This is a genomic window from Pseudomonas sp. LBUM1640 (assembly GCF_059716225.1).
Genome location: NZ_CP166816.1, coordinates 3,454,818 through 3,471,602 on the forward strand (window position 1 = coordinate 3,454,818; position 16,785 = coordinate 3,471,602).

15 protein-coding genes are annotated in these 16,785 nt (G+C 60.4%); 10 read left to right on the plus strand and 5 right to left on the minus strand.

Annotated elements, in window-relative coordinates; all coding sequences use genetic code 11:
* Window positions 1-72: 72 nt before the first annotated feature.
* Window positions 73-831, plus strand: coding sequence for a DNA-binding transcriptional repressor DeoR (gene deoR, locus ACA065_RS15495; protein WP_497690418.1), 759 nt, complete (start codon window positions 73-75; stop codon window positions 829-831).
* Here the strand turns inward: deoR and ACA065_RS15500 are convergent.
* Genes ACA065_RS15500 through rbsK form a run of 3 tightly spaced genes read right to left on the minus strand, consistent with a single transcriptional unit; the run spans window position 828 to window position 4,151 of the window.
* A complete protein-coding gene (locus tag ACA065_RS15500; RefSeq protein WP_497690419.1) occupies window positions 828-1,874 on the minus strand; it encodes an aldose 1-epimerase family protein in 1,047 nt (348 codons plus the stop codon). The genes deoR and ACA065_RS15500 overlap by 4 nt on opposite strands.
* Window positions 1,871-3,202 (minus strand): L-fucose:H+ symporter permease, encoded by a 1,332-nt coding sequence (fucP, locus tag ACA065_RS15505; RefSeq protein ID WP_497690420.1) that lies wholly within the window; start codon window positions 3,200-3,202, stop codon window positions 1,871-1,873. The genes ACA065_RS15500 and fucP overlap by 4 nt, the downstream gene beginning before the upstream one ends.
* 28 nt (window positions 3,203-3,230) lie before the next feature.
* Window positions 3,231-4,151 (minus strand): ribokinase, encoded by a 921-nt coding sequence (rbsK, locus tag ACA065_RS15510; RefSeq protein ID WP_497690421.1) that lies wholly within the window; start codon window positions 4,149-4,151, stop codon window positions 3,231-3,233.
* Between the two features lie 238 nt (window positions 4,152-4,389).
* Between rbsK and ACA065_RS15515 the strand changes: the two genes are divergently transcribed.
* Both ACA065_RS15515 and ACA065_RS15520 read left to right on the plus strand, forming a co-directional pair.
* On the plus strand, window positions 4,390-5,610 hold the full coding sequence (locus tag ACA065_RS15515) for a multidrug effflux MFS transporter (protein WP_497690422.1): 1,221 nt from the start codon (window positions 4,390-4,392) through the stop codon (window positions 5,608-5,610).
* A 143-nt stretch (window positions 5,611-5,753) separates the two neighbouring features.
* A complete protein-coding gene (locus tag ACA065_RS15520) occupies window positions 5,754-6,611 on the plus strand; it encodes an SDR family oxidoreductase (protein ID WP_497690423.1) in 858 nt (285 codons plus the stop codon).
* Between the two features lie 163 nt (window positions 6,612-6,774).
* On the opposite strand, the gene ACA065_RS15525 is transcribed toward ACA065_RS15520, so the two are convergent.
* Together ACA065_RS15525 and ACA065_RS15530 are read right to left on the minus strand one after the other, a co-directional pair.
* Complete coding sequence (locus ACA065_RS15525; protein ID WP_497690424.1) at window positions 6,775-7,689, minus strand: site-specific integrase; 915 nt, start codon at window positions 7,687-7,689, stop codon at window positions 6,775-6,777.
* Between the two features lie 108 nt (window positions 7,690-7,797).
* Window positions 7,798-8,616, minus strand: coding sequence for a M949_RS01915 family surface polysaccharide biosynthesis protein (locus ACA065_RS15530; RefSeq protein ID WP_497690425.1), 819 nt, complete (start codon window positions 8,614-8,616; stop codon window positions 7,798-7,800).
* Between the two features lie 470 nt (window positions 8,617-9,086).
* Here ACA065_RS15530 and arnC point away from each other — a divergent pair, with 470 nt between their 5' ends.
* Genes arnC through ACA065_RS15565 form a run of 7 tightly spaced genes read left to right on the plus strand, consistent with a single transcriptional unit; the run spans window position 9,087 to window position 16,784 of the window.
* Window positions 9,087-10,130: an undecaprenyl-phosphate 4-deoxy-4-formamido-L-arabinose transferase gene (gene arnC / locus ACA065_RS15535; RefSeq protein WP_497690426.1), complete on the plus strand. Its 1,044-nt coding sequence runs from the start codon at window positions 9,087-9,089 to the stop codon at window positions 10,128-10,130.
* Window positions 10,127-12,118, plus strand: coding sequence for a bifunctional UDP-4-amino-4-deoxy-L-arabinose formyltransferase/UDP-glucuronic acid oxidase ArnA (gene arnA, locus ACA065_RS15540; protein WP_497690427.1), 1,992 nt, complete (start codon window positions 10,127-10,129; stop codon window positions 12,116-12,118). Before arnC ends, arnA begins: the two co-directional genes overlap by 4 nt.
* On the plus strand, window positions 12,118-13,002 hold the full coding sequence (gene arnD, locus ACA065_RS15545; RefSeq protein WP_497690428.1) for a 4-deoxy-4-formamido-L-arabinose-phosphoundecaprenol deformylase: 885 nt from the start codon (window positions 12,118-12,120) through the stop codon (window positions 13,000-13,002). The genes arnA and arnD overlap by 1 nt, the downstream gene beginning before the upstream one ends.
* On the plus strand, window positions 12,999-14,654 hold the full coding sequence (gene arnT, locus ACA065_RS15550) for a lipid IV(A) 4-amino-4-deoxy-L-arabinosyltransferase (RefSeq protein WP_497690429.1): 1,656 nt from the start codon (window positions 12,999-13,001) through the stop codon (window positions 14,652-14,654). Before arnD ends, arnT begins: the two co-directional genes overlap by 4 nt.
* On the plus strand, window positions 14,651-14,998 hold the full coding sequence (gene arnE, locus ACA065_RS15555) for a 4-amino-4-deoxy-L-arabinose-phosphoundecaprenol flippase subunit ArnE (RefSeq protein WP_497690430.1): 348 nt from the start codon (window positions 14,651-14,653) through the stop codon (window positions 14,996-14,998). Before arnT ends, arnE begins: the two co-directional genes overlap by 4 nt.
* Window positions 14,995-15,408 (plus strand): 4-amino-4-deoxy-L-arabinose-phosphoundecaprenol flippase subunit ArnF, encoded by a 414-nt coding sequence (arnF, locus tag ACA065_RS15560; RefSeq protein ID WP_497690431.1) that lies wholly within the window; start codon window positions 14,995-14,997, stop codon window positions 15,406-15,408. The genes arnE and arnF overlap by 4 nt, the downstream gene beginning before the upstream one ends.
* Complete coding sequence (locus ACA065_RS15565) at window positions 15,405-16,784, plus strand: UDP-glucose dehydrogenase family protein (RefSeq protein WP_497690432.1); 1,380 nt, start codon at window positions 15,405-15,407, stop codon at window positions 16,782-16,784. The genes arnF and ACA065_RS15565 overlap by 4 nt, the downstream gene beginning before the upstream one ends.
* Window position 16,785: the final 1 nt, after the last annotated feature.

The window sequence follows — 16,785 nt, forward strand, 5'->3', positions numbered from 1 at the left end:
CACATTAATGCGTTACAATAATATCATTAAATGTTACTTATCTAACACCAACAATCAAGCCCTGGAATACGCGTGGACAGTAAAAAAGCCGAGCGACTTAAGCTTATCCAACAAGCCTTGCAGGACCAGAACGCCATTCACCTGCGGGAAATGGCTGCGCTGCTGGACGTTTCCGAGATGACCCTGCGCCGTGATCTCAACCACTTCAGCGATCACGTGCGTCTGCTGGGCGGCTACATCACCCGGGTCGGCACTGAGGCCAGTGATTACCGGGTAGCCGACCAGGACACGCGCCACGTCGAAGAAAAACGTCGCATCGGCAAACTCGCCGCACGGTTGATACAACCCGGTGACACGGTGTTTTTTGACTGCGGCACCACCTCGCCCTTTGTCATTGATTTCATCCCTGATGAGCTGGAGTTCACCGCCGTGTGCAGCTCGTTGAACGTGCTGCTCAAGCTGCAGAACAAGCCCAACTGCCACATTGTGTTGTGCGGCGGCACCTTTCACCGCAAGAACCAGGTGTTTGAAAGCAGTGCCGAAAGCAGCATTCTCGACAGCGTGCGCCTGACATGGGCCTTCGTGACCGCCGCCGGCGTCAGCCAGGCGTTTGGCGTGACGTGCTTCAACTTCAATGAAGTCGAGGTCAAGCAAAAGGTTTTGCGCCAGGCCCAGCAGCGTGTGCTGCTCGCCGACTTCAGCAAGTTCGACACGGTGCGCACCGCTCACTTCGCCGCCCTGGAAGACTTTCAGTACGTGGTCAGCGACAAGAAAATCCCCCGCGTCTACCAAGACGCCATCCAGGCCAGCGGCGCGCAATTGCTGGTTTAACCCAGTAACGTCAGCCGCTCCTGCGCGCTCAAGTAGCCGGTGGTCACGCTAAATGAGGCGCTGGCCCCGGCCGCCAGCGAACGCACGTGGCCCTTGGCTTTCTCTGCGTTATAGCCTTCGGGTTCGCAGGTTGATGGCAGTACGAACGCCGCCACTTGCTGATCAACTGAGTGCAGGATCCAGCGTGCGGCGTGCTCGAATTGCTCGGGACGATAACGGGTGTAGAACGCCGCGCCATCAGGGTGGTCCAGCAAAAAATGTGCGTGGCCCCTGGCGTCTGTGCCGACGCCGTCGAAGAAAAACACGATTTCAGGGTCGTACAGCGCCGGCTGCTCGAGGCTGACCAGCTGGGCTGGTTGCTCGGCGAGCTGCGCCATGTAGGCGCTCCAGTCAGGCGTCGGCTTGACGTGGTCCGGCACACTGGTGCGCAGCCGCAAACGCTGCATGCCCAGCGGCTCGACGAACCGAGCGCCGGCCACATAGGCGTAGTTCATGTGTGCCATGTACATCAGGTCCATGGGTTTACCAGCCAGGTTCGTCACGTCCATGTCGATATCGAACAATGCCGAATCGGCACGCAACGTCACGCTGGGACACGCGCGGTAGCTATCGCCGAAACCCTTGGCATATTGATAGGAGCCGCCCAGGCGCACAAAGCCCTCGCCTATTTCCAGCCAGGCCGTGTCCATCGGCGCGCAGGGCATTTCGCCGTGCAAGGCATGCGTGTCATCCGGCGCCGGGCAGCCATTGCGCAGCATGCCGCTGTGAAACATGAAGCAGCCATAGGTATCGATCACTGTCGGGCTGGGCTGGGGCTGGTCGAACAGGTTGGTCATGGTCAGGTCGCACCCCTCGAACACCGCTGACCAGATCATCTGCCCTTGATAAGGCAGCACCACCAGGCGCCCACGGCTGTTTTCCAGGCTCACCGCCAACACCCCGGACGGGTAGGCCCATGCGCTGACCTTGAAACCCTCAGACTGTAAAAGCGTCCTTTTCTGCTCGGCAAACACCGCAGGGTACAGCGCGATACGCGTATTCATGAGGCCACCGCCGTTGCCGCACCCGACGGTAATGTGTCTGACTGGCGCAGGCATTTGACTGCGTACATCACGATCACGATAAAGCACAGCAGCGGCACGCTGTACGCCAGCTGCATGTTGCCACCGCTGGCGTCGGACAACAGGCCCTGGAAGATCGGAATCACCCCGCCACCAACAATGCTCATCACCAGCAATGAACCGCCGACACCGGTGTCTTCACCCAGGCCATCGATGGTCAGGCCGTAAATGGTCGGCCAGCAAGGGCCGAGAAAAATACTCACGCCGACCGCCGCATACACCGCCGAGATGTTCGGCACTAGAATCGTGTAGGCCAGCAGCACGATGCACAGCACGCCGTAGATCGCCAATACCTTGGCCGGGTGCAGACGCCGCATCAGCAGGTTGGCAATCAACTTGCCAACAAAGTAAGCCGCAAAGGTGGTCAGCAAAAACCATGACGCGCTGCGCTCATTCATACCGCCCATTTGCATGGCCAGGCGAATGGTGAAACTCCACACGCCGACCTGCGCGCCCACATACAGAAACTGCGCCAGTACGCCAAAGGTAAAGCGCGGGTTACGCCACAACCGACCCAAGCTTTGACGAATGCTGCCCGGTTTGCTGCCCGCCGGCTGGTTGCCCTTGCAGGCGGGGAACCGGGTAATGGCGATCAGGATAAACATCAGCACCAGCACGGCGATCATCCACTTGTAGGGCAACAGCGTGGACTGGATCATTTGCAACTGCTGCACCGCCGCCTCGGAGACGCTCATCTGCTTGAGTTGCTCAGTGGTCGCGTCGGTGTCCTTGAACATCACGAAGCTGCCCACGTACACCCCGGCCATCGCGCCGAAGGGGTGAAAGGTCTGCGAGATGTTCAAGCGCCGCGTCCCGGTTTCTCGTGGCCCCATCAGCGTCGAGTAGGTGTTGCACGCGGTTTCCAGAAACGACAGACCGGCGGCAATCACGAACAGAGCCAGCAGGAACATGCCGTACTTGGCGGTGGACGCCGCAGGGAAAAACAACAGGCAACCGAGCATGTACAGCAGCAAACCGATCAGGATCGTGCTCTTGTAGCTCAAGCGGCGCACCACCATCGCGGCCGGAATGGCCACAAAAAAGTAGCCCAGGTAAAACGCCGACTGCACAAAGGCCGTCTGGAAATCGCTGAGCAAAAACGCTTTCTTGAAGTGCGCGATCAGTACGTCGTTCATGCTCGCCGCCGCGGCCCATAACGCAAAGATGCTGCACAGCAGGATAAAGGCGAACCAGGGCGTGCGGTTCAGGTAAAAACCATCGGGTGTCTGTTGCAGCGCAGGTTTGTTCATTATTGTTCTCCGGGCTGAATTGAAAGGCTTAACGCTGTTGCTGGAAGCGGGCGAACGCTTCGCTGTCGGGATAGGACGTCTGGGTACCCAGCGCCGTTACCGAGCACGCGGAATACGCCACTGCCTGTTCCATGGCCTGACGAATGCCGCCATCGCGGTTCCAGTGCTGAATGAAGCAACCGATAAAGGCGTCGCCGGCGCCGGTGGTGTCACGGGCGACAACCCGCTGGCCCGGCACTTGGAACTCGCCCTCCTCGCCCACGTACAAGGCCCCCTGCTCGCCGAGGGTGACGATCACATGGCGAATGCCGCTGGCCACCAAGGTGCGTGCGGCACTGCGGGCGGCGTCCGGCGAGTCCACGACACGGCCTGTGATCAACGCCAGTTCTGATTCGTTGGGGATCAAAAAATCCAGCTGCGCCAAGTGCTTGGCACTCAGCCCGGCCAGCGCCGGTGCAGGGTTGAGCAGCACCGCGATGCCATGCCGTTGCGCGAATTCGATGGCGTAGTAAACCGTCGCCAGGTTGATCTCCAACTGCAGCACGATCAGCGTGCACTCACGCAGGTCGGCTGCCGCCGCATCGATATCCGCCGGCAACAAATGCGCATTCGCGCCTTTGACGATCAAAATGCTGTTATGGGAGTCGGCCTGCACAAAAATCGGCGCTACGCCGCTGGAAACGCCGGGCACCCGCTGCACATGGCGGGTGTCGATGCCAAAGCGCTGGAAATTGGCCAAGGTGTTGTCGGCAAACATGTCGTCGCCGACCTTGCTCAACATCAATACATCGGCGCCAAGCTTGGCTGCCGCCACCGCCTGGTTGGCGCCTTTGCCACCGCAACCCAGGGCAAAGCCCGGCGCCTCCAGGGTTTCACCCTGGGCCGGCATGCGGTCGATGTAGGTAATCAAATCCACCATATTGCTGCCGATGACTGCGATCTTGCTCATTGCTATCCCACCTTGTTGCGGCACGACCAGGCAGGTCGGGGCGCTCTTGTTTTGTTATTTAAATAACATTAGGTGTGATTATTCAATCTATTTTTGCGCTGAGCGATCAACGTTGCCGACGCCATGGGAGAAAAAGTGCAAAGGCGGGGAAATGTAGCGTCTGTGTAAACACCACCTTGTGCACCCTCGGGGCCATCTCTAAGCTGGCCGATCTTTTTGCTGTGACCCGGAACGCCCCATGCCTCGAAGTATTGCCCACCTCGCCTTGCTGCTGGGGTTGATCACCGCCATTGGCCCGTTCGCCATCGACAGCTACTTGCCCGCGCTACCCACACTGGGCGCCAGCCTGCAGGCATCACCGGCTGCCGTGCAGATGAGCCTGACGGTATTCTTCATGATCATCGGCGTGTGCCAGCTGTTCTACGGGCCGATCAGCGATGTGTACGGTCGCAAGCCACCGATCTATGCCGGTTTGGTGATTTTCGCCGTGGCCAGCGTCGGTTGTGCGCTGGCCCCCACCATCGAGGTGCTCATCGGTTTTCGTGCGCTGCAAGCGTTTGGCGCATGCGCCGGCATGGTGATTCCACGCGCGATTGTTCGCGACCTGTATACCGGCCACGAAGCGGCACGCTTGATGGCGTTGCTGATGCTGGTGATGAGCGTTTCACCGATCCTGGCGCCGCTGGCCGGCAGCGTGGTGATCGCGCTCTGGAGTTGGCGTGAAGTGTTTGCCGTGCTGGCGGTGGTGGCCGTGCTGTGCCTGGTCATGACCATCGTGCAATTGCCCGAAACCCACCCAGCCGAGCGCCGCCTGGGCAAGACCCTGGGCAGCGCGATCGGCAGTTACGGTGCGTTGCTGCGCGACCCGGTATTCACCGGCCTGTCCGTGGTGTGCGGGTTTGGTTTGGCAACGTTCTTTGTGTTTATCGGCAGCGCGCCGTTCGTTTACATCGAGTATTTCGGCCTCACGCCTACACAGTTCAGCCTGTGCTTTGCGCTGAACGCCGCCTCATTTTTCGCGATGAGCCAACTGACTGCACGCCTGAGCGCACGCTTTGGCCTGGCCCCGCTGATTCGCTGGTCGGTGGTGGGCGTGGCCGTGGTCATGACGTTGCTGGCCGCCACCACGGTGTGGAGCGACAACCTGGCCTTGATGATGGCGCTGCTGTTTATCGGTTTCGGTTTTCTCGGCCTGTTATTGCCGGCCGCCGGCGTTTTGTCCATGGAGGATCACGGCGCCGTGGCGGGTTCTGCATCGGCGCTGCTGGGGGCGATTCAGATGATTACGGCGGCGGTATCCATGACCTTGGTGGGTGTGTTCGCCGACCACACGCCGGCGCCGATGTTGATTGGCATTGCCCTGTGTGCGGTCGCCGCGATGCTTGTCACCTTGTGGACCTTGAGCCGTCTACCGACACGCTTGGCATCCAACGGCCTGCACACGCCGCCAACCCACTGAAAATACTCAGGAGCTGGCGCTCAATGAGTTTTTGCCTGCGCGCCAGTGAACCATTCGTCGGGCCTGCCCGATATCCGTTACAACTATCGGCGCGGGCAAAACTACTAACTCCATAGCACCCTTCAAGATCTATGGAGACGCAAATGACTGACTACCCTCGCCCACCGTTCGCCCCTCAAGCCCAAACCGTGCCCGGTACCCAAAAGAAAATGGACCCTTACCCCGATTGCGGCGAGAAGAGCTACAAAGGCACCGGGCGGCTGGCCAACAAGATCGCCTTGATCACCGGTGCCGACAGCGGCATCGGTCGCGCTGTGGCCATCGCTTTCGCCCGAGAAGGCGCCGACGTGGCCATCGCCTATCTGGACGAGCATGAAGACGCCCAGGAAACTGCGCGCTGGGTCGAAGAAGCTGGCCGCCAATGCCTGCTGCTGCCGGGTGACATTGCGCAAAAAGCCACCTGCCAGGCGCTGGTCGACAAAACCGTCGAACAGTTCGGCCGCATTGACGTGCTGGTCAACAACGCCGCGTTCCAGATGTCCCACGAAACCCTCGAAGAGATCGAGGACGAGGAATGGGTCAAGACGTTCGATATCAACATCACCGCGATGTTTCGGATCTGCAAGGCCGCCCTGCCCCATATGAAACCCGGCAGTTCGATCATCAACACCAGCTCGGTCAATTCGGACATGCCCAAGCCAACACTGCTGGCCTATGCCGCCACCAAGGGCGCCATCGCCAACTTCACCGGTGGCTTGGCGCAGTTGCTCGGCAGCAAGGGCATCCGCGTCAACAGCGTAGCGCCGGGCCCGATCTGGACACCGCTGATCGTGTCGACCATGACCGATGAAGACGTGAAGAGCTTCGGCAGCGAAACCCCGCTGGGCCGCCCCGGCCAGCCGGTGGAAGTGGCACCGATCTATGTGTTGTTGGCCAGCGATGAAGCCAGCTACATTTCCGGCTCACGCTATGCGGTGACCGGCGGCAAGCCAATCCTCTGACGCTTACACACGCCCAAATGTGGCAGCTGGCTTCTGTGGCGAGGGAGCTTGCTCCCGCTGGGGTGCGAAGCGCCCCTAAAAAGCGAGCGAGCGCTACGCACTCGAACGGGAGCAAGCGCCCTCGCCACACAAAGCCTGCACACATTTCGATCTGCGCTAAAAACTATAAATCAAACCTATCCACCGCCCGCCGCCGCTCATTGTCGTCGCGCACGTCGTAGCTGGCGGTGGTCTGGATATTGGTGTGGTGGGCCAGTTTCTGCGCGATCGACAGGTCATGCTCCTCAATCACTCGGGTGATGAACGAACGCCGGAAATCATGCGGCATGATCTTCACCCCCACCTGTTCGCCGCGCTGACGGGCAATGTAGTAAATCGCGTGCTTGGTGATGCGCTCGCGAGTGATATGGCTGCCCCGACGGATGCGATTGAACAAGAACGTATCGTCCTGCTCGCCTTCCTTGAGGTGTTCGCGGCGAAACTCCAGCCACGCCGTGAGCTTTTCAAAGGCCCAGGCCGGCGCGTACTTGATCAGCTCCTTATTGCCTTTGCCGGTTACGCGCAAGCTGCGTTCTGCGAAGTTGATCTGCGCAAGGTCAAGGTTTACCGATTCCGACTTACGCATGCCCGAGCCATACAGAATGCCGATGACCGCCGCGTCCCGCAGGCCCTGTGGGCGCGGGTCGGCGGCGCAGACGTCCATCATTTCGCGGATCAGCGTACGGCGCAGGTTACGCCCCTGGCCCAGGCGTGTACCGGGCGTGGCCTTGACCGAGCGCATCTTCAACAGGTGATCCTGGCTGATCAGGCTCATGCGCCAGGCTTCGTTCATCACCCCGCGCACCGCATTCACATACAGCGATGACGTGTTCGGCGCATAGCCGTCCTCGCGCAGCGCGGCGACCAGGGCAATCACGTGTTCGGGTTGCAACAGGTGCCAGTCGATGTCTTCGAGGTTGATGTCGTCAAAGCCCAGGCGGTCGGCGGCATCCTGCAGCACGTAGCGCATGGTCAGTTGGCTGGAGGGGGCCAGACGGGTGAGGTAGAGGGTCAGCGGGTTACGGATAGACTCAGTCAAGGTAGATCAGCCCTTGGATTAAATACCTCAAGCAAGCCATTGTTTAATCGAGGTATTTAGTGAATTGGCGAGGGCTGAGTCTAACGCAGGACCGGCCCTGGCACAAAATCACGGGGCTGACTCGTCATCCTCGGTCGGGTCCTCGGGTTGAGGCTGGGTCTGGGATTGGCTCCAGTCGGTGTCCTGTTTTTGCATCAACGCGAACCAATGCTGACGCATGAACGCCAGGTAGCTGTCCGGGGCCTTGGCAAAGTCTTTTTCATCGCCATAACAGCCCGGCAGGGGCAACTCGGTGCCCTGCTCCTTGTACTGACTGACCAAGGCCTGCTGCGCCGCCACACTGCAATCCTTGGGCAACGGCATGCCACGCAAAGCACCGGCTTCCTCGTCCCACCAGCTCGCGCCGACGCGATCAACGCCGCGCAGGCGGTACTTCTGGGACTTGCCGACATGCATGATCAACTTGAATTCGTTGGGGCTGACATCACTGGTGCAGGTACGCGAATAGCCCACGGTGGCCTGGGTGATGCCATCGCCCGCAAGGTCGGTGACCTTGGTCGCCGCCATGTCAAAGCGCAGCGCCGCATCGAATTGGCAATGCTGCACGTCGTCGTAGAGCATCCACACGCGCTTGGGATGGTCGCCGCCCAGCAAATACTGGGCTGCGTAGACAAATGCAGTCTGGGTGCCGTCGTCGTCACGCTCGCTGACCTGCTCGGCGAGCACCAATAGATTCTTGCCTTGGCGGTCGTCCCAGGTATACGCCGCGACTTGTTTACCGCGCACTTCAACGCCTTCCGGCACTTGGTCGACCGTGGTGAGCGCAACCCCGTCATCGGCCCGTACGGTCGTGACACAGGCCACGGCCATCAACAATCCCATCAACGCGGGCCGCAACTGGCCGCGTAAAAGCTGCACGCTATTCATCCGAGTACCCTGGCAAGAGATGGCTTACTTTACCGGCACTTGAGGGGCAATGCAGAGAAGTTTGTTGAATAACGCCGACCGCACACAGTGGTGTCGAAAAAACGCCGGGGTTTTACCCATCAAAGGCACCCCTGGCGGCTCTATTACTTAGCTGAACCCTAGCTGTCTACCTGTCAAATAAACGAGTTTTTCATCCGCCTTTCATATTCGTTCAACATTTTTGCGCTTAATCTTGGCCACAGGACTTGAGAACGAGCCGCGTGTCCTACGACTAACCTGTTGATTACGTTTTACCTTTGCGACTTTTCGTCTTTACTGCAGTTGCCCATGGAAGAAACCATTGCCCGTCCCAGGAACGTCGAATGCACACCGCCAACCGCTGCCAGGTTCAATCAGTTTTCTGAGCATTCAGCCGCTGATGACTGCTGTTTTCACGCTCCAACCTGCAATAGCCCCGAGGTCATGAATCTTTGAAACCCTACCCTATTCATTGCGTGTCGATCGTTATCCCGGTCTACAACGAACAAGAGAGCCTGCCTGAATTGCTGCGTCGCACGACGGCAGCCTGCAAGCAACTGGCTTACGAATACGAAATCATCCTGGTGGATGATGGTAGTCGCGACAATTCGGCCCAATTGCTGGAGGACGCTGCCGCGCAAGAAGGCAGCAACGTAGTGGCGGTGATCCTCAACCGTAATTACGGCCAACATGCGGCGATCATGGCCGGCTTCGAACAGTGCCGGGGCGAGGTGGTGATCACCCTCGACGCCGACCTGCAGAACCCCCCGGAAGAAATCCCGCGCCTGGTCGAACAAGCCGCCCTGGGCTACGACGTGGTTGCCACCGTACGCAACAACCGCCAGGACTCGGCCTTTCGCCGCTGGCCTTCGCGCCTGATCAACCTGGCCGTGCAACGCTCCACCGGCGTGGCCATGACCGACTACGGCTGCATGCTGCGCGCCTATCGGCGCACCATCGTCGACGCCATGCTCGCCTGCCGCGAGCGCAGCACCTTCATCCCGATCCTGGCCAACGGTTTTGCCCGCCACACCACCGAGATCCTGGTGCATCACGCCGAGCGTGAACATGGCGAGTCCAAATACAGCCCGATGCGCTTGATCAGCCTGATGTTCGACCTGCTGACCTGCATGACCACCACGCCGCTGCGCCTGCTGAGCATTGTAGGCTTCAGCCTCGCCGCCCTGGGCGTGCTGTTTGCCCTGGCGTTGATCGTCCTGCGCCTGGCCTTTGGCGCTCAGTGGGCCGGCGACGGCATGTTCGTCTTGTTCGCGGTGCTCTTCGTGTTCACCGGCGGCCAGTTCATCGGCATGGGCCTGTTGGGTGAATACCTGGGCCGCATGTACAGCGATGTGCGCGCCCGCCCACGTTTCTTCATTGAAAAAGTGCTGCGCAACCAACCGGCAGCACCGACTCCAGTGGTCGTCGTTGACGGCCTGGTGTCCTCCCATACCACCACCTCTACTACTTCTCCTTCCGATCAGGTTTCGTCATGAATTCAAAAGCTGTTGTCTTCGCTTACCACGATATTGGCTGTGCTGGTATTGAAGCCCTGCTCAATGCGGGTTACGAAATTGCTGCCGTGTTCACCCATGCCGACGACCCCAAGGAAAACAATTTCTACGGCTCCGTCGCCCAACTGTGTGCCCGCAACGGCATCCCGGTGCATGCACCGGAAGACGCCAACCACCCACTGTGGATCGAGCGCATTGCCAAGCTGAACCCGGATTACATCTTCTCGTTCTACTACCGCAACCTGCTGAGCGAGGCCCTGCTGGTCACCGCCAAAAAAGGCGCGTTCAACCTGCACGGCTCCTTGCTGCCCAAATACCGCGGCCGCGCACCGGCCAACTGGGTACTGGTCAACGGCGAAACCGAAACCGGCGTGACCCTGCACCGTATGGTCAAGCGTGCCGATGCCGGCGCGATCCTGGCCCAGCAGAAAGTCGTCATCGACCGCACCGACACCGGCTTGACCCTGCACGCCAAACTGCGTGACGCCGCCACCAGCCTGCTGCGTGACGCCCTGCCGCAACTGGCTCAAGGCAAGCTGGCTGAAACCGCTCAGGACGAAAGCCAAGCCACCTACTTCGGCCGCCGCACCGCCGCCGATGGCAAGCTGGACTGGAAAAAGCCGGCTGAAGAACTGTTCAACCTGGTTCGCGCCGTGACTCAACCGTACCCAGGCGCTTTCTGCGCCGTCGGCGAGCACAAACTGATCGTCTGGCAAGCCGAAGTGGTCAAGGGCAACGAAGGCCTGGCGCCAGGTCGCGTAATCAGCGTCAACCCGCTGCGCATCGCCTGCGGTGAAGATTCCCTGGTGGTCAAGTTCGGCCAGCGCAACGCCAATGGCCTGTACCTGGCTGGCCCGTCCCTGGCCGATGAACTGGGCCTGGTGGACGGTTCCGTATTGCGCGGCGCCGAGTCGGGCCGCAAGCCACGCCGTACCCGCGTGCTGATCCTGGGTGTGAACGGTTTCATCGGTAACCACTTGTCCGAGCGCCTGCTGCGTGACGACCGTTACGAAATCTACGGCCTGGACATCGGCTCCGACGCCATCGAGCGCCTGCGCAGCCACCCCAACTTCCATTACGTGGAAGGCGATATCAGCATTCACTCCGAGTGGATCGAGTACCACATCAAGAAGTGCGACGTGGTACTGCCGCTGGTCGCCATCGCCACCCCAATCGAATACACCCGTAACCCGCTGCGGGTGTTCGAGCTGGACTTCGAAGAGAACCTCAAGCTGGTTCGCTACTGCGTCAAGTACAACAAGCGCGTGATCTTCCCGTCGACCTCCGAAGTCTATGGCATGTGCCAGGACCAGTACTTCGACGAAGACACCTCCAACCTGGTCGTCGGCCCGGTCAACAAGCAGCGCTGGATCTACTCGGTCTCCAAGCAACTGCTGGACCGCGTGATCTGGGCTTACGGCGACAAAGGCCTGAACTTCACCCTGTTCCGCCCATTCAACTGGATGGGCCCGCGCCTGGACCGCCTGGACTCGGCCCGCATCGGCAGCTCCCGCGCCATCACCCAGCTGATCCTGAACCTGGTGGAAGGCACGCCAATCCGCCTGTTCGACGGTGGCGAGCAGAAGCGTTGCTTCACTGACATCGCCGACGGCATCGAAGCACTGGCCCGCATCATTGATAACGACAACGATGTCTGCAATGGCCAGATCATCAACATCGGCAACCCGGAAAACGAAGCCAGCATCCGTCAGCTGGGCGAAGAGCTGCTGCGTCAGTTCGAAGCTCACCCGCTGCGCAGCAACTTCCCACCGTTCGCCGGTTTCCGCGACGTAGAAAGCAAGGCGTTCTACGGCACCGGTTACCAGGACGTGGCGCACCGCAAGCCAAGCATCGAAAACGCCAAGCGCCTGCTGAACTGGGAGCCAACCGTTGAGATGAGCGAAACCATCGGCAACACCCTGGACTTCTTCCTGCGTGAAGCCATGCTCGAAATCGCGGACAACAAGTAATGAAGGCAGGCTTGCGCATTGACGTCGACACCTACCGTGGCACCCGTGAAGGTGTGCCGCGGTTGCTCGAATCCCTGGATGAAGCAGGGGTAAAAGCGACGTTCTTCTTCAGCGTTGGGCCGGACAACATGGGGCGCCACTTATGGCGCCTCATCCGCCCGCAATTTCTGTGGAAGATGCTGCGTTCCAATGCCGCCGGGCTGTATGGCTGGGACATTTTGCTGGCCGGCACCGCCTGGCCGGGCAAACCGATTGGCCGTGACCTGGGGCATTTAATGCGCCAGGCCAAGGCCGCCGGCCATGAGGTTGGCCTGCATGCGTGGGACCACCACGGCTGGCAGGCCAACACCGGGCGTTGGAGCGACGCACAGCTGGTCGAACAGATCCGCCGTGGCGTCGACACCTTGAGCGACATTCTGGGTGAGCGCATCGACTGCTCAGCGGCCGCCGGCTGGCGCGCCGATGAGCGCGTGGTGCAAGCCAAGCAAGGCTTCAATTTTCGCTACAACAGCGATTGCCGGGGCACCAGCCTGTTTCGTCCGACCTTGGCCGATGGCAGTGCGGGCACCCCACAAATTCCGGTAGACCTGCCGACCTTCGACGAAGTCGTTGGGCCGGTGGTGGCTGCCAAAGACTTCAACAGCTTCATTCTTGACCGGTTTACTGAGTCGAAGCTGAACGTCTACACGATCCACGCAGAAGTAGAAGGGATTCTGATGGCTGAAGATTTTCGTCAGTTGCTCGCCCAGGCCGGGCAGCGCGGCATCGACTTCACTCCCCTGGGCGACCTGTTGCCTGCGGATGTGACCACCCTGCCCCAGCAACAGCTGGTGCGTGGCGCGCTGAGCGGTCGCGAGGGTTGGCTCGGAGTGCAGCAGGCATGATCCGGCGCTGGGCATTGCCCCTGCTCCTGTTGGCCTTTGGCGCGTTTTACCTGTTACCGCTGGCCACTCACGGCCTGTGGATTCCGGATGAAACCCGTTACGCACAGATCAGCCAGGAAATGCTGCTGACCGGTAAGTGGGCGTCGCCGCACTTCATGGGCATTCGCTACTTTGAAAAGCCTGCCGCTGGCTACTGGATGATCGCGCTGGGCCAGGCGATCTTCGGGCAGAACCTGTTCGGCGTGCGTTTTGCCTCGGCCTTGAGCACCGGGTTGAGCATCCTGCTGGTTTATTGGGTGTCGCGCCGGCTGTGGAATGACCCGCAAAAAAGCCTGGTCAGCACCGTGCTGTACATGAGCTTTGTCAGCGTGGCCTTGCTCGGCGGTTATGCCAACCTGGACCCGCAGTTCACCTTCTGGGTCAACCTGACCGGCGTGGCACTCTGGTTCTGTTTCGACAGCACCACGCGCCGTGGCCGTTTAGGCTCCTGGGCCTTGCTCGGCTTTGCCTGCGGCATGGGCTTCATGACCAAGGGTTTTCTCGCCTGGTTGCTGCCGGTGCTGATTGCCCTGCCCTATGCGATCTGGCAGAAACGCTTTCGTGAATTGCTTGGCTATGGCGTGGTCGCGGTCGTCGTCGCCGTTGTGGTCAGCCTGCCGTGGGCGCTGGCCGTGCACCTGCAAGAGCCGGACTACTGGAACTTCTTCTTCTGGCACGAGCATATCCAACGCTTTGCCGGGGACGACGCCCAGCATGCCGAGCCGTTCTGGTATTACCTGCCGTTGATGGTCGCGTTCTCGTTGCCGTGGGTGGCCCTGCTGCCGTCCACCGTTAAACACGCGTGGCGGGAAAAACGCCTGCCTAAAACCGCGTTTCTGCTGTTGTGGCTGTTGATGCCCCTGGCCTTCTTCAGCCTGGCCAAAGGCAAGCTGCCGTCCTACATCATGCCGTGCCTGCTGCCATTGGCCCTGCTGATGGGTGCAACCCTGAGCGACAAACTTGCACAGGGCCATGGCCGCGCACTGCGCATCAACGGCTGGCTGAATTTGGCGTTCGGTGTGCTGGCCTTGCTGGCACTCAGCTGGTTCCAACTGAAGAAACCGGTGTACGAACACGGCGAGGAAACCCTCAGCCTGGTGCTGGTCTTTGCCTGCTTGTTCGGCTGGATCATCGCCAACCTGCTGCAAGCCGCTCGCCCATTGAAACTGTGGGCGGCGCCGCTGATTGGCAGCGGCTTGCTGGTGCTGCTCGTGCCTGGCGCACTGCCCCACTCGGTGGTTTACAACAAGATCCCGGATCAGTTCATCATCGACCACCAGCAGGAGTTGCAATCGACCACCGCCTTGCTCAGCAATGACCTGGGCGCGGCGTCGGCGTTGTCTTGGCGCCTCGGGCGCCCGGATGTCGCGCTTTACAACACCGTCGGTGAAGTGAAATACGGCATCGCCTACGCAGACACGGCCCACCGCAAGATCGGCACCTCTCAGGTCCAGCAATGGATGACTGATGCGCGCAAACAAGGGCCGGTCGGTGTGGTCATGCGGGTCAAGGGCGAGGATGAAGTCGCCGAAGTGAACTTGCTGCCCCAGGACGGCAAGCGCTATGAGCAAGGCAACCTGGTGATCCTGATCTTTCCACAGGCCGCGCCATGATCACCCTGGTTCTTTTACTCAGCGCGTGCCTGCTCACGTGCATGGGCCAGGTTTCGCAGAAGTTTGCCGTGGAAAGCTGGCGCGACCAGCCGGACGGTTGGGCACCCAAACTGCGTTCGCCCTGGCTGTGGGCGGCGCTGGTGTGCCTGGGCCTGGGCTTGCTGGTGTGGCTGCTGGTGTTGCAGCGCCTGGAAGTGGGCATCGCCTACCCCATGCTCAGCCTGAATTTTGTACTGGTCACGCTGATGGCGCGCTTTGTCTTTCATGAGCACATCGATGGCCGTCACTGGCTGGGCGTGGCGCTGGTGATCGGCGGTGTGGTGTTGCTGGGGCGTCACGTATGAGCCGGGTTCAAGGCTTTGCCCTGGCCTTGGGCAGTGTCGGCCTGGTCAGCGCCGCCCAGTTGGGCATGCGCTGGAGCATGACGCGCCTGCCGCTGCCTGCCGAGTGGCTGAACGCGTTCAACAGCAACAGCATCGATATGGGCGCCCTGGCCGTGGTGATCCTGGCGATCATCGCCTATGCGCTGTCGATGCTCTGCTGGCTCGGTGCACTCAAGCATTTACCGCTGGGCCGCGCTTATTCGCTGCTCAGCATCAGCTACGCGCTGGTGTACCTGCTGGCCGCCAGCCTGCCGGTGTTCAACGAACATTTTTCGCTTTCAAAAACCCTGGGGGTGGCCTTGGTCATCCTTGGAGTACTGGTTATTAACTCTCGTCGTGCTAGCGTTGCAAGCCCCAGGAATGCCCCATGAAAATCAGTGTATTTGGTAGTGGTTACGTCGGTCTGGTGCAAGCCACCGTATTGGCCGAAGTCGGTCACGATGTGATCTGCATGGACGTTGACAAGAGCAAGGTCGAGTCGCTGCAAAAAGGCCACGTGACCATTTTCGAGCCGGGGCTGGCGGCCATGGTCAAGGAAAACCTGGAAAGCGGACGCCTGCACTTCACCTTCGATGAAAAACTTGCGGTTGAGCACGGTGAAGTACTGTTTATCGCCGTGGGCACGCCGTCGGACGAAGACGGCTCGGCCGACCTGAAATATGTGCTGTCGGTGGGTGATGCGGTGTCCCGCCACCGCGTGGAACCGGTGATCCTGGTGGAAAAATCCACCGTTCCCGTTGGCACCGGTGACACCTTGCGCGCCCATATCGAAAAGAACCTGCGCGTGGCCGGCCGCCACCTGGAGTTCGATATCGTCTCCAACCCGGAATTCCTCAAGGAAGGCTCGGCCGTTGCCGACTGCCGTCGCCCGGACCGCATCATCATCGGCTGCGAGCGTGAACAAGTGCGGGAAGTGATGCGCGACCTGTACGCGCCGTTCAACCGCAACCACGACCGCATCATCTTCATGGACCTGCGCAGCGCCGAACTGACCAAGTACGCCGCCAACTGCATGCTGGCCACCAAGATCAGCTTTATCAACCAGATCGCCGAGCTGGCCGAGCACTTGGGCGCCGACATCGAAGCCGTACGCCTGGGCATCGGCGCCGACTCGCGCATCGGCTACCACTTCATCTACCCCGGTTGCGGCTACGGCGGCTCGTGCTTCCCCAAGGACATGCGCGCCCTGATCCACAGCGCCAAAGAGGCCAATTGCTCCAGCGACCTGCTCGAAGCCGTGGAAGCCATCAACCAACGCCAGAAGAGCAAGCTGTTCGAGCGCATCAATGCTTACTTCAAGGGCAACCTGCAGGGCAAGACGTTCGCCTTGTGGGGCCTGGCCTTCAAGCCCAACACCGATGACATGCGCGATGCGCCCAGCCGCGTGCTGATGGAAGCGCTGTGGGCGGCGGGCGCCAATGTGCGTGCGTTTGACCCTGAAGCCATGCAGGAAACCCAGCGCATCTACGGCGACGAGTCGCGCCTGACCCTGCTGGGCACGCCGGAATCGGCGTTGAGCGGCGCCGATGCGCTGATCGTCTGCACTGAATGGCAGCAGTTCAAGGCACCGGACTTCGACCTGATCCATGATCGCCTGAAAAACCCGGTGATCTTCGACGGTCGCAACCTGTACGACGGTGAGCGCCTGGCACGCAAAGGCTTCAAGTATTTCCCAATGGGCCGGGGTGACTCCTGCGAACTGCCGATCCCTCAGCAAAACTGGGTGCAGCAGGCCAAGGAAGCCTGAG